13 protein-coding genes, 1 tRNA gene and 1 pseudogene are annotated in these 14,892 nt (G+C 70.9%); 11 read left to right on the forward strand and 4 right to left on the reverse strand.

Annotated elements, in window-relative coordinates:
- Positions 1–318 precede the first annotated feature (318 nt).
- The 6 genes and pseudogenes from ACFWPS_RS21915 (at position 319) to ACFWPS_RS21940 (ending at position 5,202) form a co-directional block, all read left to right on the forward strand.
- A complete protein-coding gene (locus ACFWPS_RS21915) occupies positions 319–1,320 on the forward strand; it encodes a hypothetical protein (RefSeq protein WP_383707541.1) in 1,002 nt (333 codons plus the stop codon).
- A gap of 105 nt (positions 1,321–1,425) precedes the next feature.
- Positions 1,426–1,506 (forward strand): annotated as a pseudogene (locus tag ACFWPS_RS21920) (haloacid dehalogenase); the annotation flags it as partial.
- A 165-nt stretch (positions 1,507–1,671) separates the two neighbouring features.
- Entirely contained in the window at positions 1,672–2,451 is a 780-nt protein-coding gene (locus tag ACFWPS_RS21925; protein ID WP_383707543.1) for an HAD-IIA family hydrolase, read from the forward strand.
- Between the two features lie 128 nt (positions 2,452–2,579).
- Entirely contained in the window at positions 2,580–3,137 is a 558-nt protein-coding gene (locus ACFWPS_RS21930) for a hypothetical protein (protein WP_383707545.1), read from the forward strand.
- Between the two features lie 12 nt (positions 3,138–3,149).
- On the forward strand, positions 3,150–3,821 hold the full coding sequence (locus ACFWPS_RS21935; protein WP_383707547.1) for a class F sortase: 672 nt from the start codon (positions 3,150–3,152) through the stop codon (positions 3,819–3,821).
- A 352-nt stretch (positions 3,822–4,173) separates the two neighbouring features.
- Positions 4,174–5,202 (forward strand): glycoside hydrolase family 6 protein, encoded by a 1,029-nt coding sequence (locus ACFWPS_RS21940; protein ID WP_383707549.1) that lies wholly within the window; start codon positions 4,174–4,176, stop codon positions 5,200–5,202.
- Between the two features lie 84 nt (positions 5,203–5,286).
- On the opposite strand, the gene ACFWPS_RS21945 is transcribed toward ACFWPS_RS21940, so the two are convergent.
- The 3 genes from ACFWPS_RS21945 to ACFWPS_RS21955 all read right to left on the reverse strand — a co-directional run bounded on the left by ACFWPS_RS21945 (position 5,287) and on the right by ACFWPS_RS21955 (position 10,173).
- The gene (locus ACFWPS_RS21945) at positions 5,287–7,224 is read right to left on the reverse strand and encodes a galactose oxidase-like domain-containing protein (protein WP_383707551.1); all 1,938 of its coding nucleotides are present in this window, start codon (positions 7,222–7,224) and stop codon (positions 5,287–5,289) included.
- On the reverse strand, positions 7,221–9,197 hold the full coding sequence (locus tag ACFWPS_RS21950) for a glycosyltransferase family 2 protein (protein ID WP_383707553.1): 1,977 nt from the start codon (positions 9,195–9,197) through the stop codon (positions 7,221–7,223). Before ACFWPS_RS21950 ends, ACFWPS_RS21945 begins: the two co-directional genes overlap by 4 nt.
- 493 nt (positions 9,198–9,690) lie before the next feature.
- Positions 9,691–10,173: a hypothetical protein gene (locus tag ACFWPS_RS21955; protein WP_383707555.1), complete on the reverse strand. Its 483-nt coding sequence runs from the start codon at positions 10,171–10,173 to the stop codon at positions 9,691–9,693.
- A 36-nt stretch (positions 10,174–10,209) separates the two neighbouring features.
- On the opposite strand from ACFWPS_RS21955, the gene ACFWPS_RS21960 reads away from it, so the two are divergent.
- On the forward strand, positions 10,210–10,557 hold the full coding sequence (locus tag ACFWPS_RS21960) for a TetR-like C-terminal domain-containing protein (protein ID WP_383707557.1): 348 nt from the start codon (positions 10,210–10,212) through the stop codon (positions 10,555–10,557).
- A 145-nt stretch (positions 10,558–10,702) separates the two neighbouring features.
- Here ACFWPS_RS21960 and ACFWPS_RS21965 read toward each other — a convergent pair.
- A tRNA-Lys gene (locus ACFWPS_RS21965) sits at positions 10,703–10,776 on the reverse strand.
- 207 nt (positions 10,777–10,983) lie between these two features.
- Between ACFWPS_RS21965 and ACFWPS_RS21970 the strand changes: the two genes are divergently transcribed.
- The 4 genes from ACFWPS_RS21970 (at position 10,984) to ACFWPS_RS21985 (ending at position 14,788) form a co-directional block, all read left to right on the forward strand.
- Positions 10,984–12,285 carry a peptidoglycan-binding protein gene (locus ACFWPS_RS21970; protein WP_383707559.1) on the forward strand — a complete coding sequence of 434 codons (1,302 nt, stop codon included), beginning with the start codon at positions 10,984–10,986 and terminating at the stop codon, positions 12,283–12,285.
- Between the two features lie 48 nt (positions 12,286–12,333).
- The gene (locus ACFWPS_RS21975) at positions 12,334–13,464 is read left to right on the forward strand and encodes an SPFH domain-containing protein (RefSeq protein WP_383707561.1); all 1,131 of its coding nucleotides are present in this window, start codon (positions 12,334–12,336) and stop codon (positions 13,462–13,464) included.
- 115 nt (positions 13,465–13,579) lie between these two features.
- Complete coding sequence (locus ACFWPS_RS21980) at positions 13,580–14,185, forward strand: lytic polysaccharide monooxygenase (protein ID WP_383707563.1); 606 nt, start codon at positions 13,580–13,582, stop codon at positions 14,183–14,185.
- 138 nt (positions 14,186–14,323) lie between these two features.
- Positions 14,324–14,788: a DUF3592 domain-containing protein gene (locus tag ACFWPS_RS21985; protein WP_383707565.1), complete on the forward strand. Its 465-nt coding sequence runs from the start codon at positions 14,324–14,326 to the stop codon at positions 14,786–14,788.
- Positions 14,789–14,892: the final 104 nt, after the last annotated feature.

Here is a 14,892-nt window from a genome sequence, read left to right on the forward strand (position 1 = left end):
GCGCAGCCGACCCAGGGGCGCGGGGAACTGCGCGACCGGCCCCCACCGGCCGGCGGGTGGCCACCGGCCGGTTCGGCACCGCCGGAATCCGCCGTTGTGGTTGATCGCCGTGGCGGCGGGGTGGGGGGAGCGGCGGGGTGGGGAAGAGCGGCGTGGTCGGCGAACAGGCGGCGGCGAACCGGGCACAGGGGACGGCTGATCAGGCGGAGGGGTACGGCTGAGGGAGCGGAAAGGGAGCGGCTGATCGGGCGGAGTGTGTCCGCGTCCGCGGAGTGGCGCCCGGTGAACCCGGTCCGCGCCCGGCAGAGTCACCTGTCCATGCGCATGCGACTGAGCACCTCCCTGTTCCTCTGCCTGGCCGCCGCAGCCGCCGTACTCGCCCCCGCGCCGTCGGCGACGGCCGCCCCCGCCGTCGCCGAGACGTCCTGCGCGGTCGCCGACGAGCAGGGCTTCCCCCTCACCACCCGCCTCCACGACGGCCCCTCGTCCTACGAACCGGGCGGCGGCTTCGGCACCTGGTACCTCGACCTCACCAACATCACCCGGCGCATCTGCACCGACGTCCACCCGGTCGTCGTCCTCGTCGACGACAAGCGTGCCCTCAAGCCGTCCCAGACCGAGCTGGAGTTCTACGACGGCCCGCGCACCCGCCCGGTCCCGCTGACGGTGACCGACGAGTCCGAGCTGGTCGGCGTCTTCGACGGGGCCGGCTTCCCGGGGTTCACCGTGGCGCCCGGGGCGACCGTCTCGATCAAGGTGAGACTCGCCGTCACCTCCGACGCCGTACGCAACGGGGTCACGGCCAACGCGGCCGTCGTCCAGCGGCAGGGGTCGGACGGCGAGTGGGTGGGGGAGTCGAACGACTACCGCTTCGGCATCGGCGGCGAAGCGCCGCCCCCGCCCCCGCCCCCGAGCATCGCCCCCGCCGTCCCTTCCGGCGGCGCGCGGACACCCCTGGAGACCAGCCCGGAAAACCCCGACAGCCCCGACAGCAGCCCAGGGGCCACCCCTTGGACCAGCCCCGGAGCCACCCCCACCGCCTCACCCGGCACCAGCGCCCGACCCTTCACCGACGAGGCCGGGGAGGCCGGGGAGGCCGGGGAAGCGGGAGAAGCCGGAGAAGCCGGAGAAGCAGGGGGTGGCCGGGAAGCCGGTGATGCCCGGGGAGTCTGGGACGCGGAGGGCGCCTGGGAGGCCGGGGAACGCGCCCGCGAACTGGCCCGCACCGGCCTCGGTCTGGCCCACGGCCTGTTCACGGCCGCCGTCGCGCTGCTCGCCGTAGGGGCAGGCGCGTTCCTGCTGGCACGCCGACGACGCTGACCGGAGGACGGCGCGGGCGGCGCGGGCGGCGGATCCCGGGGCGTGCGGATGGCGGTACCTGCGCGGGCCGTGCGGACAGCGGGACACGTGGATTCTGCGGGTGCTGCCGCCGACGGGGTCGGGCAGATCGCCGTCGTGGGCGACACCTCGTACGACATGCTCAGCGGGGTGCGTGCCGGGGCGGGGCGGACCTGCCGGACGTGCTTGCACGCCGGTGACCGGCAGGCGGCCGACCGGCAGGTGAGCCGGGCATTCCCGGGTGATCCGTGTGTGTCTAGTCTGGGGGCGCCGGTACGCCGTGGTTCCGGCGCCCCAGCTCACGCATGACCCGCACGCCAGGAGACGCACCACATGGCAGAGCGCAAGCCCATCGAGTCGTGGCTCACCGACATGGACGGGGTTCTCATCCACGAGGGCGTTCCGATCCCCGGAGCGGACGCCTTCCTGAAGAGGCTGCGGGAGTCCGGACGGCCCTTCCTGGTGCTCACGAACAACTCCATCTACACCGCCCGTGACCTGCACGCACGGCTGCGCCGGATGGGTCTTGACGTGCCGGTGGACAACATCTGGACCTCGGCGCTGGCCACCGCCCAGTTCCTGGACGACCAGCGGCCCGGCGGCAGCGCCTACGTCATCGGCGAGGCCGGCCTGACCACCGCGCTGCACGACATCGGGTACATCCTCACCGACCACGAGCCCGACTTCGTCATCCTCGGCGAGACCCGCACCTACTCCTTCGAGGCGCTCACCAAGGCCGTGCGGCTGATCAACGACGGCGCCCGGTTCATCGCCACCAACCCCGACAACGTCGGCCCGTCCGTCGAGGGCGACCTGCCCGCCACCGGCTCGGTCGCCGCGCTGATCACCGCCGCGACCGGCAAGCAGCCGTACTTCGTCGGCAAGCCCAACCCGCTGATGATGCGCGCGGGCCTCAACGCCATCGGCGCCCACTCGGAGACCTCCGCGATGATCGGCGACCGCATGGACACCGACGTCCTCGCGGGCCTGGAGGCCGGCATGCGCACCTTCCTGGTGCTGTCCGGCGTCACCCAGCCGGCCGACGTCGACCGCCACCCCTTCCGGCCCTCCGAGGTCGTGGACTCGATCGCGGACCTCGTCGACCGGATCTGAACCGCCGCCGGACCGCTTCCGACCGGCGGGCACCAAACCTGCGGCCACCCGGACGGAGCAACAAAGCGCCCCCCGAGGATGCGGGGGCGCCAGGTGCGGGGGAGCCTCCAGATATCTGGAGGTTCACGATGGGCTCAATTCGCCTCACTCTCTGTACCGGACTCCTGGTCGGCACCGCCGGTCTCTCCGGCCTCTTTCCGGCGGCCGCCCGTGCGGCGGACGGCCAGGGCGTCACCGTGACCCCGGCTTCCCCGCCCGTCGGGTCCGTCGTGGCGCTGCGGGTGAGCGGCTGCTCCGGTACGACCGGCACCGCCGCCTCGACGGCCTTCGTCTCGGACGCCCGCCTCGGCGGCACCGACGGCGCGCTGACCGGGCAGGCCCAGGTCCGCTCCACGATCGGCGCCGGCACCTACGACGTGCGGGTCAGCTGCGCCGGCGCCGCCGTCACCGGCAGTCTCGCCGTCGTGGCGCGGTCGTCGTCCCGACTGGACCCGCCCGGCGTGCTGCCCGCCTCGCCGGTCGCGCCCGTGCACGCCGGCGGCGGGGGCACCGCTCCGCTCGCCTCGGTGGAGTCCCGCTCGACCGGTCCCGACACCGCGCAGGCGGTGACCGGCCTGCTCCTCGCCGCCTTCGCCGCGGCCGCCGTCGGGCTGCTGAGGGCCCGCCGCGGCCGCGGTTCGCGCTGAGGACGGGACCGCATGTCCGAAGACACCGAACGTTCCCCCGGCACCGGACGGCTGCTGACCGGGGTGGCCTGGGCGATCCTGCTGCTCGGGCTGTGGCTGTGGGGCCGCGGGGTGACCGAGGTGCCCGACGGTATGACGGGTCCGACCACGGGTGACATGGCCGCCGTCGGACGTCCCCCGTCCGACCCCGAACTCCCGCCCGCCGCCAAGCCGTTGACCTCGGCCGTGCCCGAGCGCGTCGACATACCGGAACTGGGCGTGCAGGCCCCCGTGGTCGTCCGCGGCCTCGACGAGGACGGCGGGGTCGACCCGCCGCCCCTCGACCAGCCCGGCGTGGTCGGCTGGTACGGCTCCGGGACCGACCCCGGCGCGGCCGGCACCGCGGTCCTGGTCGGGCACGTCGACACCGAGACCCGGCCCGCCGTCTTCTACAAGATCAGCGCGATGCGCCCCGGCGAGACGATCCGCGTGGTCCGCGCCGACAACACGGTCGCCGAGTTCACCGTCGACGACGTCCGGGTCCTGCCCCGCGACCACTTCGACGCCCAACAGGCCTACGGTGCCCGGGAGTCGGGCCGCGCAGAGCTCCGCCTGATCACCTGCGGCGGCACCTTCGACCGGACCACCCACAGCTACACGGCGAACGTGGTCGTCTCGGCGTACCTCACCGGCACCGCCGTGTAGAACTGCCGCACCGGACCCACCTGGCGCCCGGTCGACGGCCTGCTCCCCTGCGACCGCCGACCGGGCCGGTCCTCGACCGCGCGCGCTCGGGCTGCGGGAGTAACCCGGCGTCAGGCGCGGGAGGCTGAGCGGCGGGCCGGGGTACGGGCCGCCCGCAAGCGACTCTAGAGGGCATCGGCGCCCCGGCCTAGGTTCGCGCCCGCCAAGCCTCCCCCGACTCGTCGACCCACCGTCAACCCGCCCGTCAACCCGGGCTGTAACAGCTCACCGACAAGGGTTGGGCGATCTCGTGACGAGTGCGGCTGGTATGTCACGATTGGGCTCTGGCCAAGTGCACCCAGGGGGGAATTGGATGTACGACAGCAGGGGGGCCCGCTCGGCGGCCCGGGTCGGGGCACTGGGAGCGGCGCTGCTGCTCGCCGGCTGCTCCTCGGGCGGCGGCTCAGGCGGGGACAAGCCGACCGCGAGTCCGCAGGTGGCGATCACCCAACAACCCAAGGAGGCCGACCCGTTCTGGGTGAACCCGGACTCCAACGCGGCCCGCCAGGCGAAGGCCTACGCGAAGGCCGGCAAGGACGGCGACGCCGAGCAGATCCGCAAGATAGCGGCACAGCCGACCGGCGAGTGGATCGGCCCGGAGAACCCGGAGCAGGAGGCGCGCGGCTTCACCGAGGCCGCCCAGAAGTCCGACCGCACGGCCCTCCTGGTCCTCTACAACATCCCGCACCGCGACTGCGGCCAGTACAGCCAGGGCGGCGCGGCCGACGGCGACGCGTACCGGGCGTGGATCGACGGGGTGGCGAACGGCATCCAGGACCGCCCGGCCACCATCGTCCTGGAACCGGACGCGGTACTGCACCTGGTGGACGGCTGTACCCCGCCCCGGTTCGCGGAGGAGCGCTACGACCTCCTCCGCGGCGCGATCGCGAAACTCAAGTCCCTGAAGAACACCGAGGTCTACCTGGACGCGGGCAACGCCGGCTGGGGCCACCCCGGCCAGATCTACCAGCCCCTCCAGGAGGCGGGCGTCACCCAGGCCGACGGCTTCGCGGTCAACGTCTCCAACTTCTACTCCACCCAGGACTCCATCACCTACGGCAAGCAGCTGTCGGAGAAGGTCGGCAACAAACACTTCGTCATCGACACCAGCAGAAACGGCAACGGCCCGTACGCGGGCGGCGACCCGGAGGAGCGGTGGTGCAACCCGCCGGGGCGGGCCCTGGGAGAGACGCCCACTACGAAGACAGCCGACCCGCTGGTGGACGCCTACCTGTGGGTCAAACGCCCCGGCGAGTCCGACGGCACCTGCAAGGGAGGCCCCCAGGCAGGCAATTGGTGGCCCAACTACGCCTTGAAACTGGCGCAGGCATCGACTCTTTAGGGGCGCGTGGAACTGCGCGACCAGCCACCGCGCTCCCGCACCCAAAGGACTTACCTGCGGGAGCGCGGCGGCAAGCGCGGAGCGCTACGGCACCTTCACCCACTGCGCCACACTCGGCGTCCCCTGATCGTCATCCACAAAAATCATGTACCACCCCGACGGCACCAGATTCCGGTTCTCCGGCACGGTCACAGTGATCCGATTTCCCGATGTCTTGAAGTCCAGCGCAATACTCCGCTGATCCACATCCGTCACATGGGTAGTGGCACTGGGCCGGATCAACCGCACCTTCTTGATCGTCGACGCATGCTGCGAGGTGAACGTCCCCGACCCGCCCCGGGCGATGGTCTGCGGCCCCCCGCTCAACGACGGCCGCGAGTCCCGGTACAGATACGGCGGCGTGTAGATCTCGATCCGCTGCTCGAAGACCCCCGGCTTGGTGTTCGCCCTGTCCGCGAACAGCGGGTTGGAGCCGAAGAACATCACGCGCCCGTCCGGCAGCAGGATCGACCCGGAGTGGTAGTTCCGGCCCACCAGCGGATCGGCCACCCTCCGGAAGGAGTTGGTCGCGGTGTCGTAGATCCGCGCCTGCTTGATGTCGGAGTCACCGCGCCCCCGGTAGTCCTCGGACCCGCCCGACACCAGCACGGAGTCGTCCGGCAGAACGGAGATCTGCGGATACCGGGTCCCCTTCTCCAGCGAGGGCCCGTCCGTGAACTTCGGGTCGGGGTCCTTCAGGTCGATCAGCCGTGTCTTGTTCGTGGACAGCGCGGACTCGCCGACCCCGCCGCCCCCGACCACCAGGTACTTCTCGTCCTGCGCCGGAGGCAGCAGCACGGTCCCGGACGTCTCCAGCATGTTCGGGTCGCTGAGCCCGGACAGCTTGGTGAATCCGTTGGTGTCGACGTCCCAGATCCCCGGGTCGCGCCCCACGTCGTCCGGCCCGTACCCGGCGTTGGATCCCGAGTAGAAGAGCTTGCCGTTCTGGAGCAGGAACAACGCCGGATAGGTGGGGAACTGGCGCTTGTACCTGGTGTACGTCCAGGTCTTCGTCTTCGGGTCGAAGACCTCGTTCTTGCCGGGCACCAGCTGCCCGATGTCGTCGAGCCCCGAGACGCTGAGCACCTTTCCGTCCGACAGGGTGGTGAGCGTCGGATACCAGCGTGCCTCGTTCATCGGGTCGACCTTGATGTACTTCTCGGCGACCGGATCGAACTCGTAGGCGTTCTTGATGCCCTCGAAGTCCCGCTTGTCCATGCCGAGTTTGTTGGCGATGCCGTAGGTGTTGCGGGCGTCGGCGCCGGTCAGTCCCGCGATGCTGTAGTTGTCCTGGGTGCCGGTCTCGTACTTGGTGCCCTGCTTGGGTGCCTCCACGACGACCCGCGCGTAACCGGGGTTGTTCCGCAGGAACTTGCCGGTCTTCTTGTCGAAGACCTTCGTCGCGCGGGGGATCAGCGCCGAGTCGTCGGAGACGAACGTCTTGCCGTTCTGCTTGCCCGTGAACCGGGTGCCCTTGGGCAGGGTCATCGGTTTGTCCGGGTTCTCGTTGTAGAGAATCATGACGCCGCCGGCCTTCTTGACGTCGCCCTTCAGCTTCTCGTACTGCTTGGTGCCGCCCGCGATCAGGATGTTGCCGTTGGCGAGCTGGGTGTGCCCGGTGCAGAACAGGTCGGCCGGGGTGGGCACCTTCTTGACGGTGCCCTTGACGGGATCCCAGATCCGGCTGTCGTAGATCTTGGCGTCGAAGTTGTCCTGGTTGTTGCCCGAGCCCGCGACCAGCAGCACCTTCCCGGTGTGCAGGAGCACCGCGTGGATGGTGTCCTGGCGGTACTCCTTCGGGAAGTCGATGATGTCCCAGTGGCCGTTCTCGGCCTTGTACTCCGGTCTGTTGATCTTGTACTGGTGGTAGCGCTCCGTTCCGAAGCGGTACAGCCACGGCCCGTTCATCCCGGCCAGGGCGAGCACGACCACCGTACTGATCGCGAGACGACGAGCCCGGCGGCGGCCGGCACTGTCGTTCATTCCTTACGTCCCCCCAGTCCGCTGCTTCCGCCCAGTCCGCCGAGCGCGATCCGCATGGTCTGTTCCGCGGGGGTGCCGGCGGGCGGCGTCCAGGTCGGCCGTTGCTGCGGCGCGTGGCCCGTGGGCGCGTACCCCGCCGGTACCGCGTCCTCCGGTTCGGCGGACGGCTCGGACGCCCTGCTCTCCTTCCGCAGGGTGTACTGCCAGGCGAAGATCGGGGCCGCCGTGATCAGCAGGGCCAGCGTCGCCCAGGTCAGCATCGCGGGGTGCGAGTGGCCGTCGAGGAAGCCGGCGAGCAGTGAACCGCCGAAGACGACGATGAAGAACCAGTGGATCCGGAACGTCCCGAAGAGGGTGTCCGGGCTGGCCGACTCGCCCTTGGGCGTGACCACGAACTTGCTCTTGCGGCGCAGCACCGCGTCCATGAGCGAGCGGGCGTAGATCGGCGCGGACAGGGCCGACATCACCATGCCGGCGACCCCGCCGGAGCCCTCCGGTTCGTGCGGGGAGACGTTGTGGCGGCGGTTCCAGACGTAGAGGCCGATCTGGAGCGCGGAGGCGTTGCCGTAGAGCATCAGCCACACGGTCGGGTCGATGTTCACACCCGAGGCGCCCAGGCCCAGGAACAGCGCGCAGCTCAGCGCCGCCAGGATCCAGTTGATGGCCGACATCGGGTAGAAGATGATCATCATCGTGTAGTTGAAGAGCTTGCCGGGACCCAGGCTGAACAGGCCCTTCCAGTACTGCTTGAGGATCGTCTCGTAGGTCCCCCGGGACCAGCGGAGCTGCTGGGTGAAGAAGTCGGTCCAGGCGCTCGGGCCCTCTCCGACCGCGAGCACGTCCGGGGTGTAGACCGAGCGCCACTTGCGGCCGGTCGCCGGGTTCTTGGTGCGGTGGATCTCGAAGCCGGTCGCCATGTCCTCGGTGATCGAGTCGTACAGGCCGCCGATCTGCTTGATCGCCCTGATCCGTACGGCGTTGGAGGTGCCGACGAACATGGGGGCGCCGTAGCGGTTGCCGGCGCGCTGGATCAGGGCGTGGAAGAGGAACTGCTGGGACTCGGCGGCCTTGGTGACGAACGTGTCGTAGTTGCCGTACACCTGCGGGCCGATGACGAAGCCGACGTCCGGGTCGCGGAAGTAACCCAGCATCCGCTCCAGGTAGTTGGGCAGCGGTACGTGGTCGGTGTCGACGGAGGCGAAGAAGTCGTACTCGTCGCCGTGCGCCTCCAGCCAGGCGTTGTAGTTGCCGTGCTTGGTCTTCGCGCGGTGCGGGCCCTTGGGCTGGTTCCACCGCTCGACGCCCTTGCGGGTGAAGTGGTGCACGCCCAGGCGCGCGCAGACCTCCTTCACCTCCGGGTCGTCGCCCTCGTCGAGCAGCCAGACGTGCAGCAGCCCGCGATGGCGCAGCCGGACCGCCGCCTCCAGGGTCCGGGTGACCATGTCCAGCGGTTCCTTGCCGGGCACGAACGTGGTGATGAAGGCGACCCGGGTGCCGGTCTCCGGGATCACCGGGACCGGGTCGCGGGCGACCAGGGTGGCGTGCGCGTTGGACAGCACGTTCATGCAGCGGAAGAACTCGATCAGGCCGATCGACACCAGCATCACGATGTCGAGGGCCGGCAGGAAGTCGTACGCCGGGTAGTCCCGCTGGGTCCAGTGCTCGGGCTGGAGCAGCCAGGTCAGCAGCACCAGCGAGAGCAGCGGGGCCGCGCCCAGCATCAGCGCGGCGCGGAGGCGGTGCGGTTCCTGGGAGAGCAGCGAGCGGTACTGAACCTTGTACGGCCTGCTCGGGTCGGGCTGGGTGAGGGGTCCCGCGAGCCGGCTGTAGTGCTCGTAGTCGTATCTGGGCAGTGTCTTCTTGATGCGGCCCAGGGCGCCGGCGGTGGTGCGGTGCGCGGGCACCCGGAGCTGTGCGGTCTGTGACGGGTCGTATTCCTGTTCCTGCCGGGCGCCCATCGGCGTCGACGTCATGAGTCATCCCCCCACACGCAGTTCAGCGCGTGTTTCATCGGTCCAACCGCCCGCTCGGATCCCCCTCGACCCTGCCGGGCGCGTCAATGACGAAGCACAGTCGTCCCACAGAACATGGACACGGACCGTGACCGTCCGGTTGCATGATGCCCCCCTCGGCACCGATTCATGACGGGGCCCCTCACCCCGCAGATCTGGCAACCGGCTATCTACCCCCCAAGTGCCGCGAAACACCGGCACTTTGGACATCCAGGGTTCTACGGTGCTCATCATGATCGCAAGAGCGAAACAAGGTGTTTACCGCGCATACGCGTTCATTGTGGAGCATGTGGGGATGGTGTGGATGACCGCGACGGACCGCCGGCCCTTCCTCCGGGGCCGGCGGTCCGTCCGTGTCTTCAGAACCTGCGTGTTCAGAGCCTGCTGAGCCAGTCGATGGCGGAGAGGGACGGCATGAGGCCGTACTCCCCGCCGCGGGTGCGGGTGAACGAGGTCAGCGTGTGGAGGCGGCGGCGGAGGGGGCGCCGCTGTGCCGGCGGCCCACCATCGTGGCGGCCGGCAGCTCCCGCCCGGCTTCGTCGGGGGCGTTGTCGTGGAGGAGGCGCAGGAATGCCGCGACGTCCGTGCGGACCTTGCGGACTCCGGCATCGGTTCCGTTGCGGCCGAGGGCGTCGGGCCGCGGCATGGGCGGCGGGGTGCCGGCCTCGCCCGGGTGGCCGAGGGCGAAGCCGAGCCCCAGGGCGCGGAGTCCGGCGCAGGTCGGGATGGGTGCCACCCGGGCCTGGCCGTCGGCCTCCTCGTCCTGCACGGACCGGCCGGGGATGTCGAACATCTTGATCGCGAAGCCGCAGGCCGCCCCGAGGAACCGGTCCGGGCGTATGTGGGGGAGGCCGTTGGAGAAGCGGACGACCGCGTCGTACGTGGCGGGTTCGGCGAAGACACCCTGGGCGTGCTCCGGCGCCAGACCGGGCAGCACCTCGACGGTCGCGCGAACGCCCCCGTATCCCTTGGCGTGTACATCGCGGAACGCCTGGCCGCCGCTCTCCCGCGCGCGGCTCGCGATGGTGTTCCCCAGCTCCTCGCGCTGCCCGACACCGGCTCGGTCGAGGAGGACCTGCGCCAGGTGCTGCGCGGACTGTGCCGGCTCCTGTCCACGAGCCAGGGCCTCACCCTGCTGCGCATCGCCGTGCTGCCCGATGACCCGGAGCGCTCCGACGCGCGCCAGGCCTACTGCGTCAAGCGCCTCGCCCGAATCGAGGTCCTGATCCGGCGCGGCGTCGACCGCGGCGAGCTGCGCACCGACACCGACCCCGACTGGCGCTGGAACTGCTGGTCAGCCCGGTACAGGCCAAGGTCCTGAGCTACGGCGAACCGCTCACCGACGACCTGCCGGACCGGCTCGTCGAGAGCGTTCTGCGGGGCATCCGGGCCTGAGGTCAAGTCATTCGGGCCGGAACGCACGAAGGCCCCGGCCGCATCAGGTGCGGCCGGGGCCTTCGGTCATGTGCGCCGCCAGGGACTCGAACCCCGGACCCGCTGATTAAGAGTCAGCTGCTCTAACCAACTGAGCTAGCGGCGCCTGCTGACACGAGAACTCTACCCGACAGGCGACCGTGCTCCGACCATCGGCCACCAGGGCGACCGGCCATCGGCCACCGGGGCGACCCCTGTCCACCCCCTGCCGTACATCATTCGGACCGTCAGCATGCGCACCGGGAAGACAGTTGGGAAACTGATCAACGTGCACAGTTCCGGACATACCCACCCGAAATGTGAGGGGAATCGCATGCCGGCCCCGGTATTCGAGGAATTCGACCCCGCGAACAACTGCGAATGCCCCGGATGCGTCCACTGGCGGCGGGTGGGCGCGTCCCCGCTGCCCGGCCGTTTCGGTGGGCACCCGGCCGCCCGGGGCGTCCTGGTCGTGGCCGCCGCCGCGTCCGCCGCCCTCGCCGCGAGCACCCCGCCCGCCGCCGCCCACAGCACCCCGCCCGCCCCGCACCGGTCCGCCGCCCCCGTGGACCCGGTGCCCGAGACCCCGCAGGGCACCAAGGCCCCCCTGCACGGGCCAGGCGGCAAGCCCGCCCAGGGCCCGGTCACCACACCCCCCATCACCCGTACGCAGATCATCAACCGGGCCAAGACCTGGATCGCCGCCCAGGTGCCGTACAGCATGTCCCTCTACTGGACGGACGGGTACCGGCAGGACTGCTCGGGCTATGTGTCCATGGCCTGGGGGCTGACCGGGAACGAGTGGACCGGGAGCCTCGACCAGTTCGGCACGAAGATCACCAAGGAGGAGCTGGAGCCCGGCGACATCCTGCTCTTCCACAACCCGGACAACCCCGAGAAGGGCTCCCACGTCGTGATCTTCGGCGGCTGGACGGACTACACCCACACCGCCTACACGGTGTACGAGCAGACACCCCCGCGGGCCCGCACCCAGCCCACGCCCTACGCCTACTGGACCAACTCCGCCAAGTACGTCCCCTACCGCTACAACGGCCTGATCGCGGACCCGGGCACGGCGGGCGCCCAGGCCGGGAAGACGTCGGTGCCGTTCCCGGGGGCGGCCTACTTCGGGCCCGGCGCCGACAACAAGTACGTCACCCTCCTCGGCCAGCTGCTGACGGCCCGGGGTGCCGGCGGCCACTACGCCAAGGGCCCGGGGCCGGTCTGGGGCGCGGCGGACCAGCGGGCCACCCAGGCCTTCCAGAAGGCGCAGGGCTGGACCGGCGCCGCCGCCGACGGCCTGCCGGGGCCGCACACCTGGGAGCTCCTCGCCACCGGCAAGGGCAAGAGCGTCAAGCCCACCGTCACGGGTACGCCCACCCCCGCCTCGCACGGGGTCCCGGGCTACCCCGGAAAGAACTGGTTCCGCCCGGGTGCCACCAACGACCACGTCACCCGGCTCGGCAGGCAGCTGGTCAAGAAGGGCTACGGCCGTTTCTACACCCGGGTCCCCGGTCCCGCCTGGGGCGAGGCGGACCGCAGGGCCGTCGAGGCCTTCCAGCGCGCCCAGGGCTGGCGCGGCGGCGCGGCCGACGGCTATCCGGGCCCGGAGACCTGGCGCCGTCTGTTCCTGTGACGACCCGACGATCACCTGAAGCATCTGGCGCGGAGGCTGGAGGCAGGCATGAGTACGACGACCGCACACACCCCTGATTCGGACGGGCCCCCGGACGGCGGTACGCCGGCCCGGCCGGTTCCCCGGCTGATCCAGAACGAGATCACCACCGAGATCCCCGTCCATCTGCTGTTCCGCGACGACCCCGACCCGGTGTCGGTGCCGCTGCGGCCCGCCGTGGTCGGCCGCCGCCAGGGCACCGGCGAGCAGCCCCGGCTCCGCCGCCCGGCCATGAACAAGCCCCGGCCGGTCGCCGCCGTCGACCCCGAACTGGCGGAGCGCCCGGCCAGGGTGCTGCCCGGCGTGGCCGGGGTGGCCGCTGGGCTCGGCGGAGTGGCCGGGGGCTTCGCCACCTCCTGGTGGGCGGGGGTGCTGCCGCCGCTCGCGGCGCACGCGCTGAGCCTGCCGGCGTACGGGGGTGCGGGGCTCGGCCCGGCGCAGTGGGCCGCGTACGCCGGAGCCGGCGCGCTCGGCCTGTTCGGCTTCGGGGGGCTCGCGCGCGGGGCGACCGGCCGGGCCTGGGTGCTCGGCCTGTTCGGCCGCTACCGGGGGACGGTACGGCGCACCGGCCTGCTCTGGGTCAACCCGCTGCTGCAGCGCCGCCGGGTCGACGTCCGGCTGCGGCACTGGCGCAGCGAGGCGATGCCGGCGGCGGACGGCAACGGGGTCGCGCTCCGGGTCGTCGTCCTGGTGGTGTGGCGGGTGCGGGACACCGCGCGGGCGGCGCTCGGCGTCGAGGACCACGAGACGTATCTGCGCGAGTGCGTGGAGGCCGCGCTGGCCCGGGTGCCGGTGGAGCCGCCGGGTACGGCCCGGGGGTCGGTGGAGATGGCCACGGACGCGCTGACCCGGCTGGTCGCGGCGGACGCGGCGGGCATCGGACTGGAGGTCTTCTCCGTGCAGCCGGTCCGGGTGGAGTACGCCCCCGAAGTCGCCGAGGCCATGCACCGCCGCCGGATCGCCGCGCTGGACGCGCAGCAGCGGGCCACCATGCTCACCTCCGTCGTGGACTCGGTCGAGGACACGGTGACCCGGCTGACCATGCGCGGACTCGTCGAACTCGACGACTACGAGCGCAAGGTGCTGGTGCGGGACCTGACGGTGGCGTTCTGTTCGGGGCGCACCGGGTCCGCGCCGTGAAGGGGACGGACACCCCTTTTGGTATGGACACCGTCAACAGGCGGCAATAATCTGAGACTTGGTCTAGACCTGCACGGCTCACCGAACTTCCCCCACGTTCTCCAGGAGCGGCAGCATGCGTAAACGGACCAAGGTGTCGGCCGTCGTGCTCGGCGTGGCGACCGCCGGAGCCTTCGCACTCTCCACCGGCGGCGCCAGCGGGCACGGCTACACCGACCTCCCCATCAGCCGGCAGAAGCTCTGTGCCAACGGCACGGTGACGAACTGCGGCGACATCCAGTACGAGCCGCAGAGCGTCGAGGGCCCGAAGGGCTTCCCGGCGGCCGGTCCCGCCGACGGCCAGATCTGCAACGGCGGGCTGAGCAGGTTCGCCCAGCTCAGCTCGCCCACCACGCCGTCGGGCGGCGCCTGGCCGACGACCAAGGTGACGGGCGGCCAGACGTACACGTTCCGCTGGCAGTTCACGGCGATGCACGCCACGACCGACTTCAAGTACTACGTCACCAAGCAGGGCTGGAACCAGAACCACGCCCTCGCCCGTTCGGACCTCAACACCACCCCGTTCCTCACCGTCCCCTACAACGGCCAGCGCCCGCCGGCCACCCTCAGCCACAGCGGCACCCTGCCGACGGGGCTGAGCGGTCACCACGTGATCGTGGCGGTCTGGACGATCGCCGACACGACCAACGCGTTCTACGCCTGCTCGGACGTCACGTTCTGACCGGTGTCGTTCGACGACTGGGTAACACCTGGCTGATCTGAGCTTCGCTTGAGGACCCGCCGCGGGCCGCGGGGGTACGTTCCCGCCACGCCGGTCAGTTCGACCGGTGTTCGGAAGCGGGGGACTCTCATGGGCCTGATGGAAGTGTTCTTCTATGTCCTTCCCGGCATCTTCGTCGTCGTCGGTGTCCTCGGGTTGGTCAGGACGCTGCGGCGGTCGAGCGAGATCAGCCGGGCGTGGCGTCACGGGCGTACCGCCGAGGCGCGCTGTCTGCGGTCGTACACGACGACCGGTGGCGGCGGCGGGGACACGTCCGTGACGACCACGCTGCACCATGTGTTCGAGTTCGCGACGGCCGAGGGGCGTACCGTCCGCATCGACGAGCGGAACGGGCGGTCCACGGTCGTCGAGGGTGACTTCGTGACGGTGTACTACCTGCCGGAGAAGCCGGAGAAGGCCACGGCACAGCCGCCCGCGCAGGGGAAGCTGGCCGCGGGGACCGGGTGCATGGTGGCGTTCTTCGCGGTGTTCATCGGGTTCGCGCTGGTCTTCATGGGGGTGGCGCACTTCATCTTTTCGGCGGCGGACGGGATTGTGCCGTGAGTGGTGCGTGAGGCCGTGGGCGGGTGCGGCGCGGTGGGGGCTGGCCGCGCAGTTCCCCGCGCCCCTGTTGGGGCGCTGCCCATCTGATGGTGCGTCAATTACCC

It is taken from the genome of Streptomyces sp. NPDC058457 (genome assembly GCF_042720695.1).
Taxonomy (GTDB): Bacteria; Actinomycetota; Actinomycetes; order Streptomycetales; family Streptomycetaceae; genus Streptomyces.

Excerpts from the sequence above, each read along its gene's own strand:
- ACFWPS_RS21935 (WP_383707547.1), top strand. The coding sequence starts at position 3,150 with ATGTCCGAAGACACCGAACGTTCCCCCGGCACCGGACGGCTGCTGACC.
- ACFWPS_RS21980 (WP_383707563.1), top strand. The coding sequence starts at position 13,580 with ATGCGTAAACGGACCAAGGTGTCGGCCGTCGTGCTCGGCGTGGCGACC.
- ACFWPS_RS21930 (WP_383707545.1), top strand. The coding sequence starts at position 2,580 with ATGGGCTCAATTCGCCTCACTCTCTGTACCGGACTCCTGGTCGGCACC.
- ACFWPS_RS21950 (WP_383707553.1), bottom strand. The coding sequence starts at position 9,197 with ATGACGTCGACGCCGATGGGCGCCCGGCAGGAACAGGAATACGACCCG.
- ACFWPS_RS21985 (WP_383707565.1), top strand. The coding sequence starts at position 14,324 with ATGGAAGTGTTCTTCTATGTCCTTCCCGGCATCTTCGTCGTCGTCGGT.
- ACFWPS_RS21925 (WP_383707543.1), top strand. The coding sequence starts at position 1,672 with ATGGCAGAGCGCAAGCCCATCGAGTCGTGGCTCACCGACATGGACGGG.
- ACFWPS_RS21940 (WP_383707549.1), top strand. The coding sequence starts at position 4,174 with ATGTACGACAGCAGGGGGGCCCGCTCGGCGGCCCGGGTCGGGGCACTG.
- ACFWPS_RS21915 (WP_383707541.1), top strand. The coding sequence starts at position 319 with ATGCGCATGCGACTGAGCACCTCCCTGTTCCTCTGCCTGGCCGCCGCA.
- ACFWPS_RS21945 (WP_383707551.1), bottom strand. The coding sequence starts at position 7,224 with ATGAACGACAGTGCCGGCCGCCGCCGGGCTCGTCGTCTCGCGATCAGT.
- ACFWPS_RS21970 (WP_383707559.1), top strand. The coding sequence starts at position 10,984 with ATGCCGGCCCCGGTATTCGAGGAATTCGACCCCGCGAACAACTGCGAA.
- ACFWPS_RS21975 (WP_383707561.1), top strand. The coding sequence starts at position 12,334 with ATGAGTACGACGACCGCACACACCCCTGATTCGGACGGGCCCCCGGAC.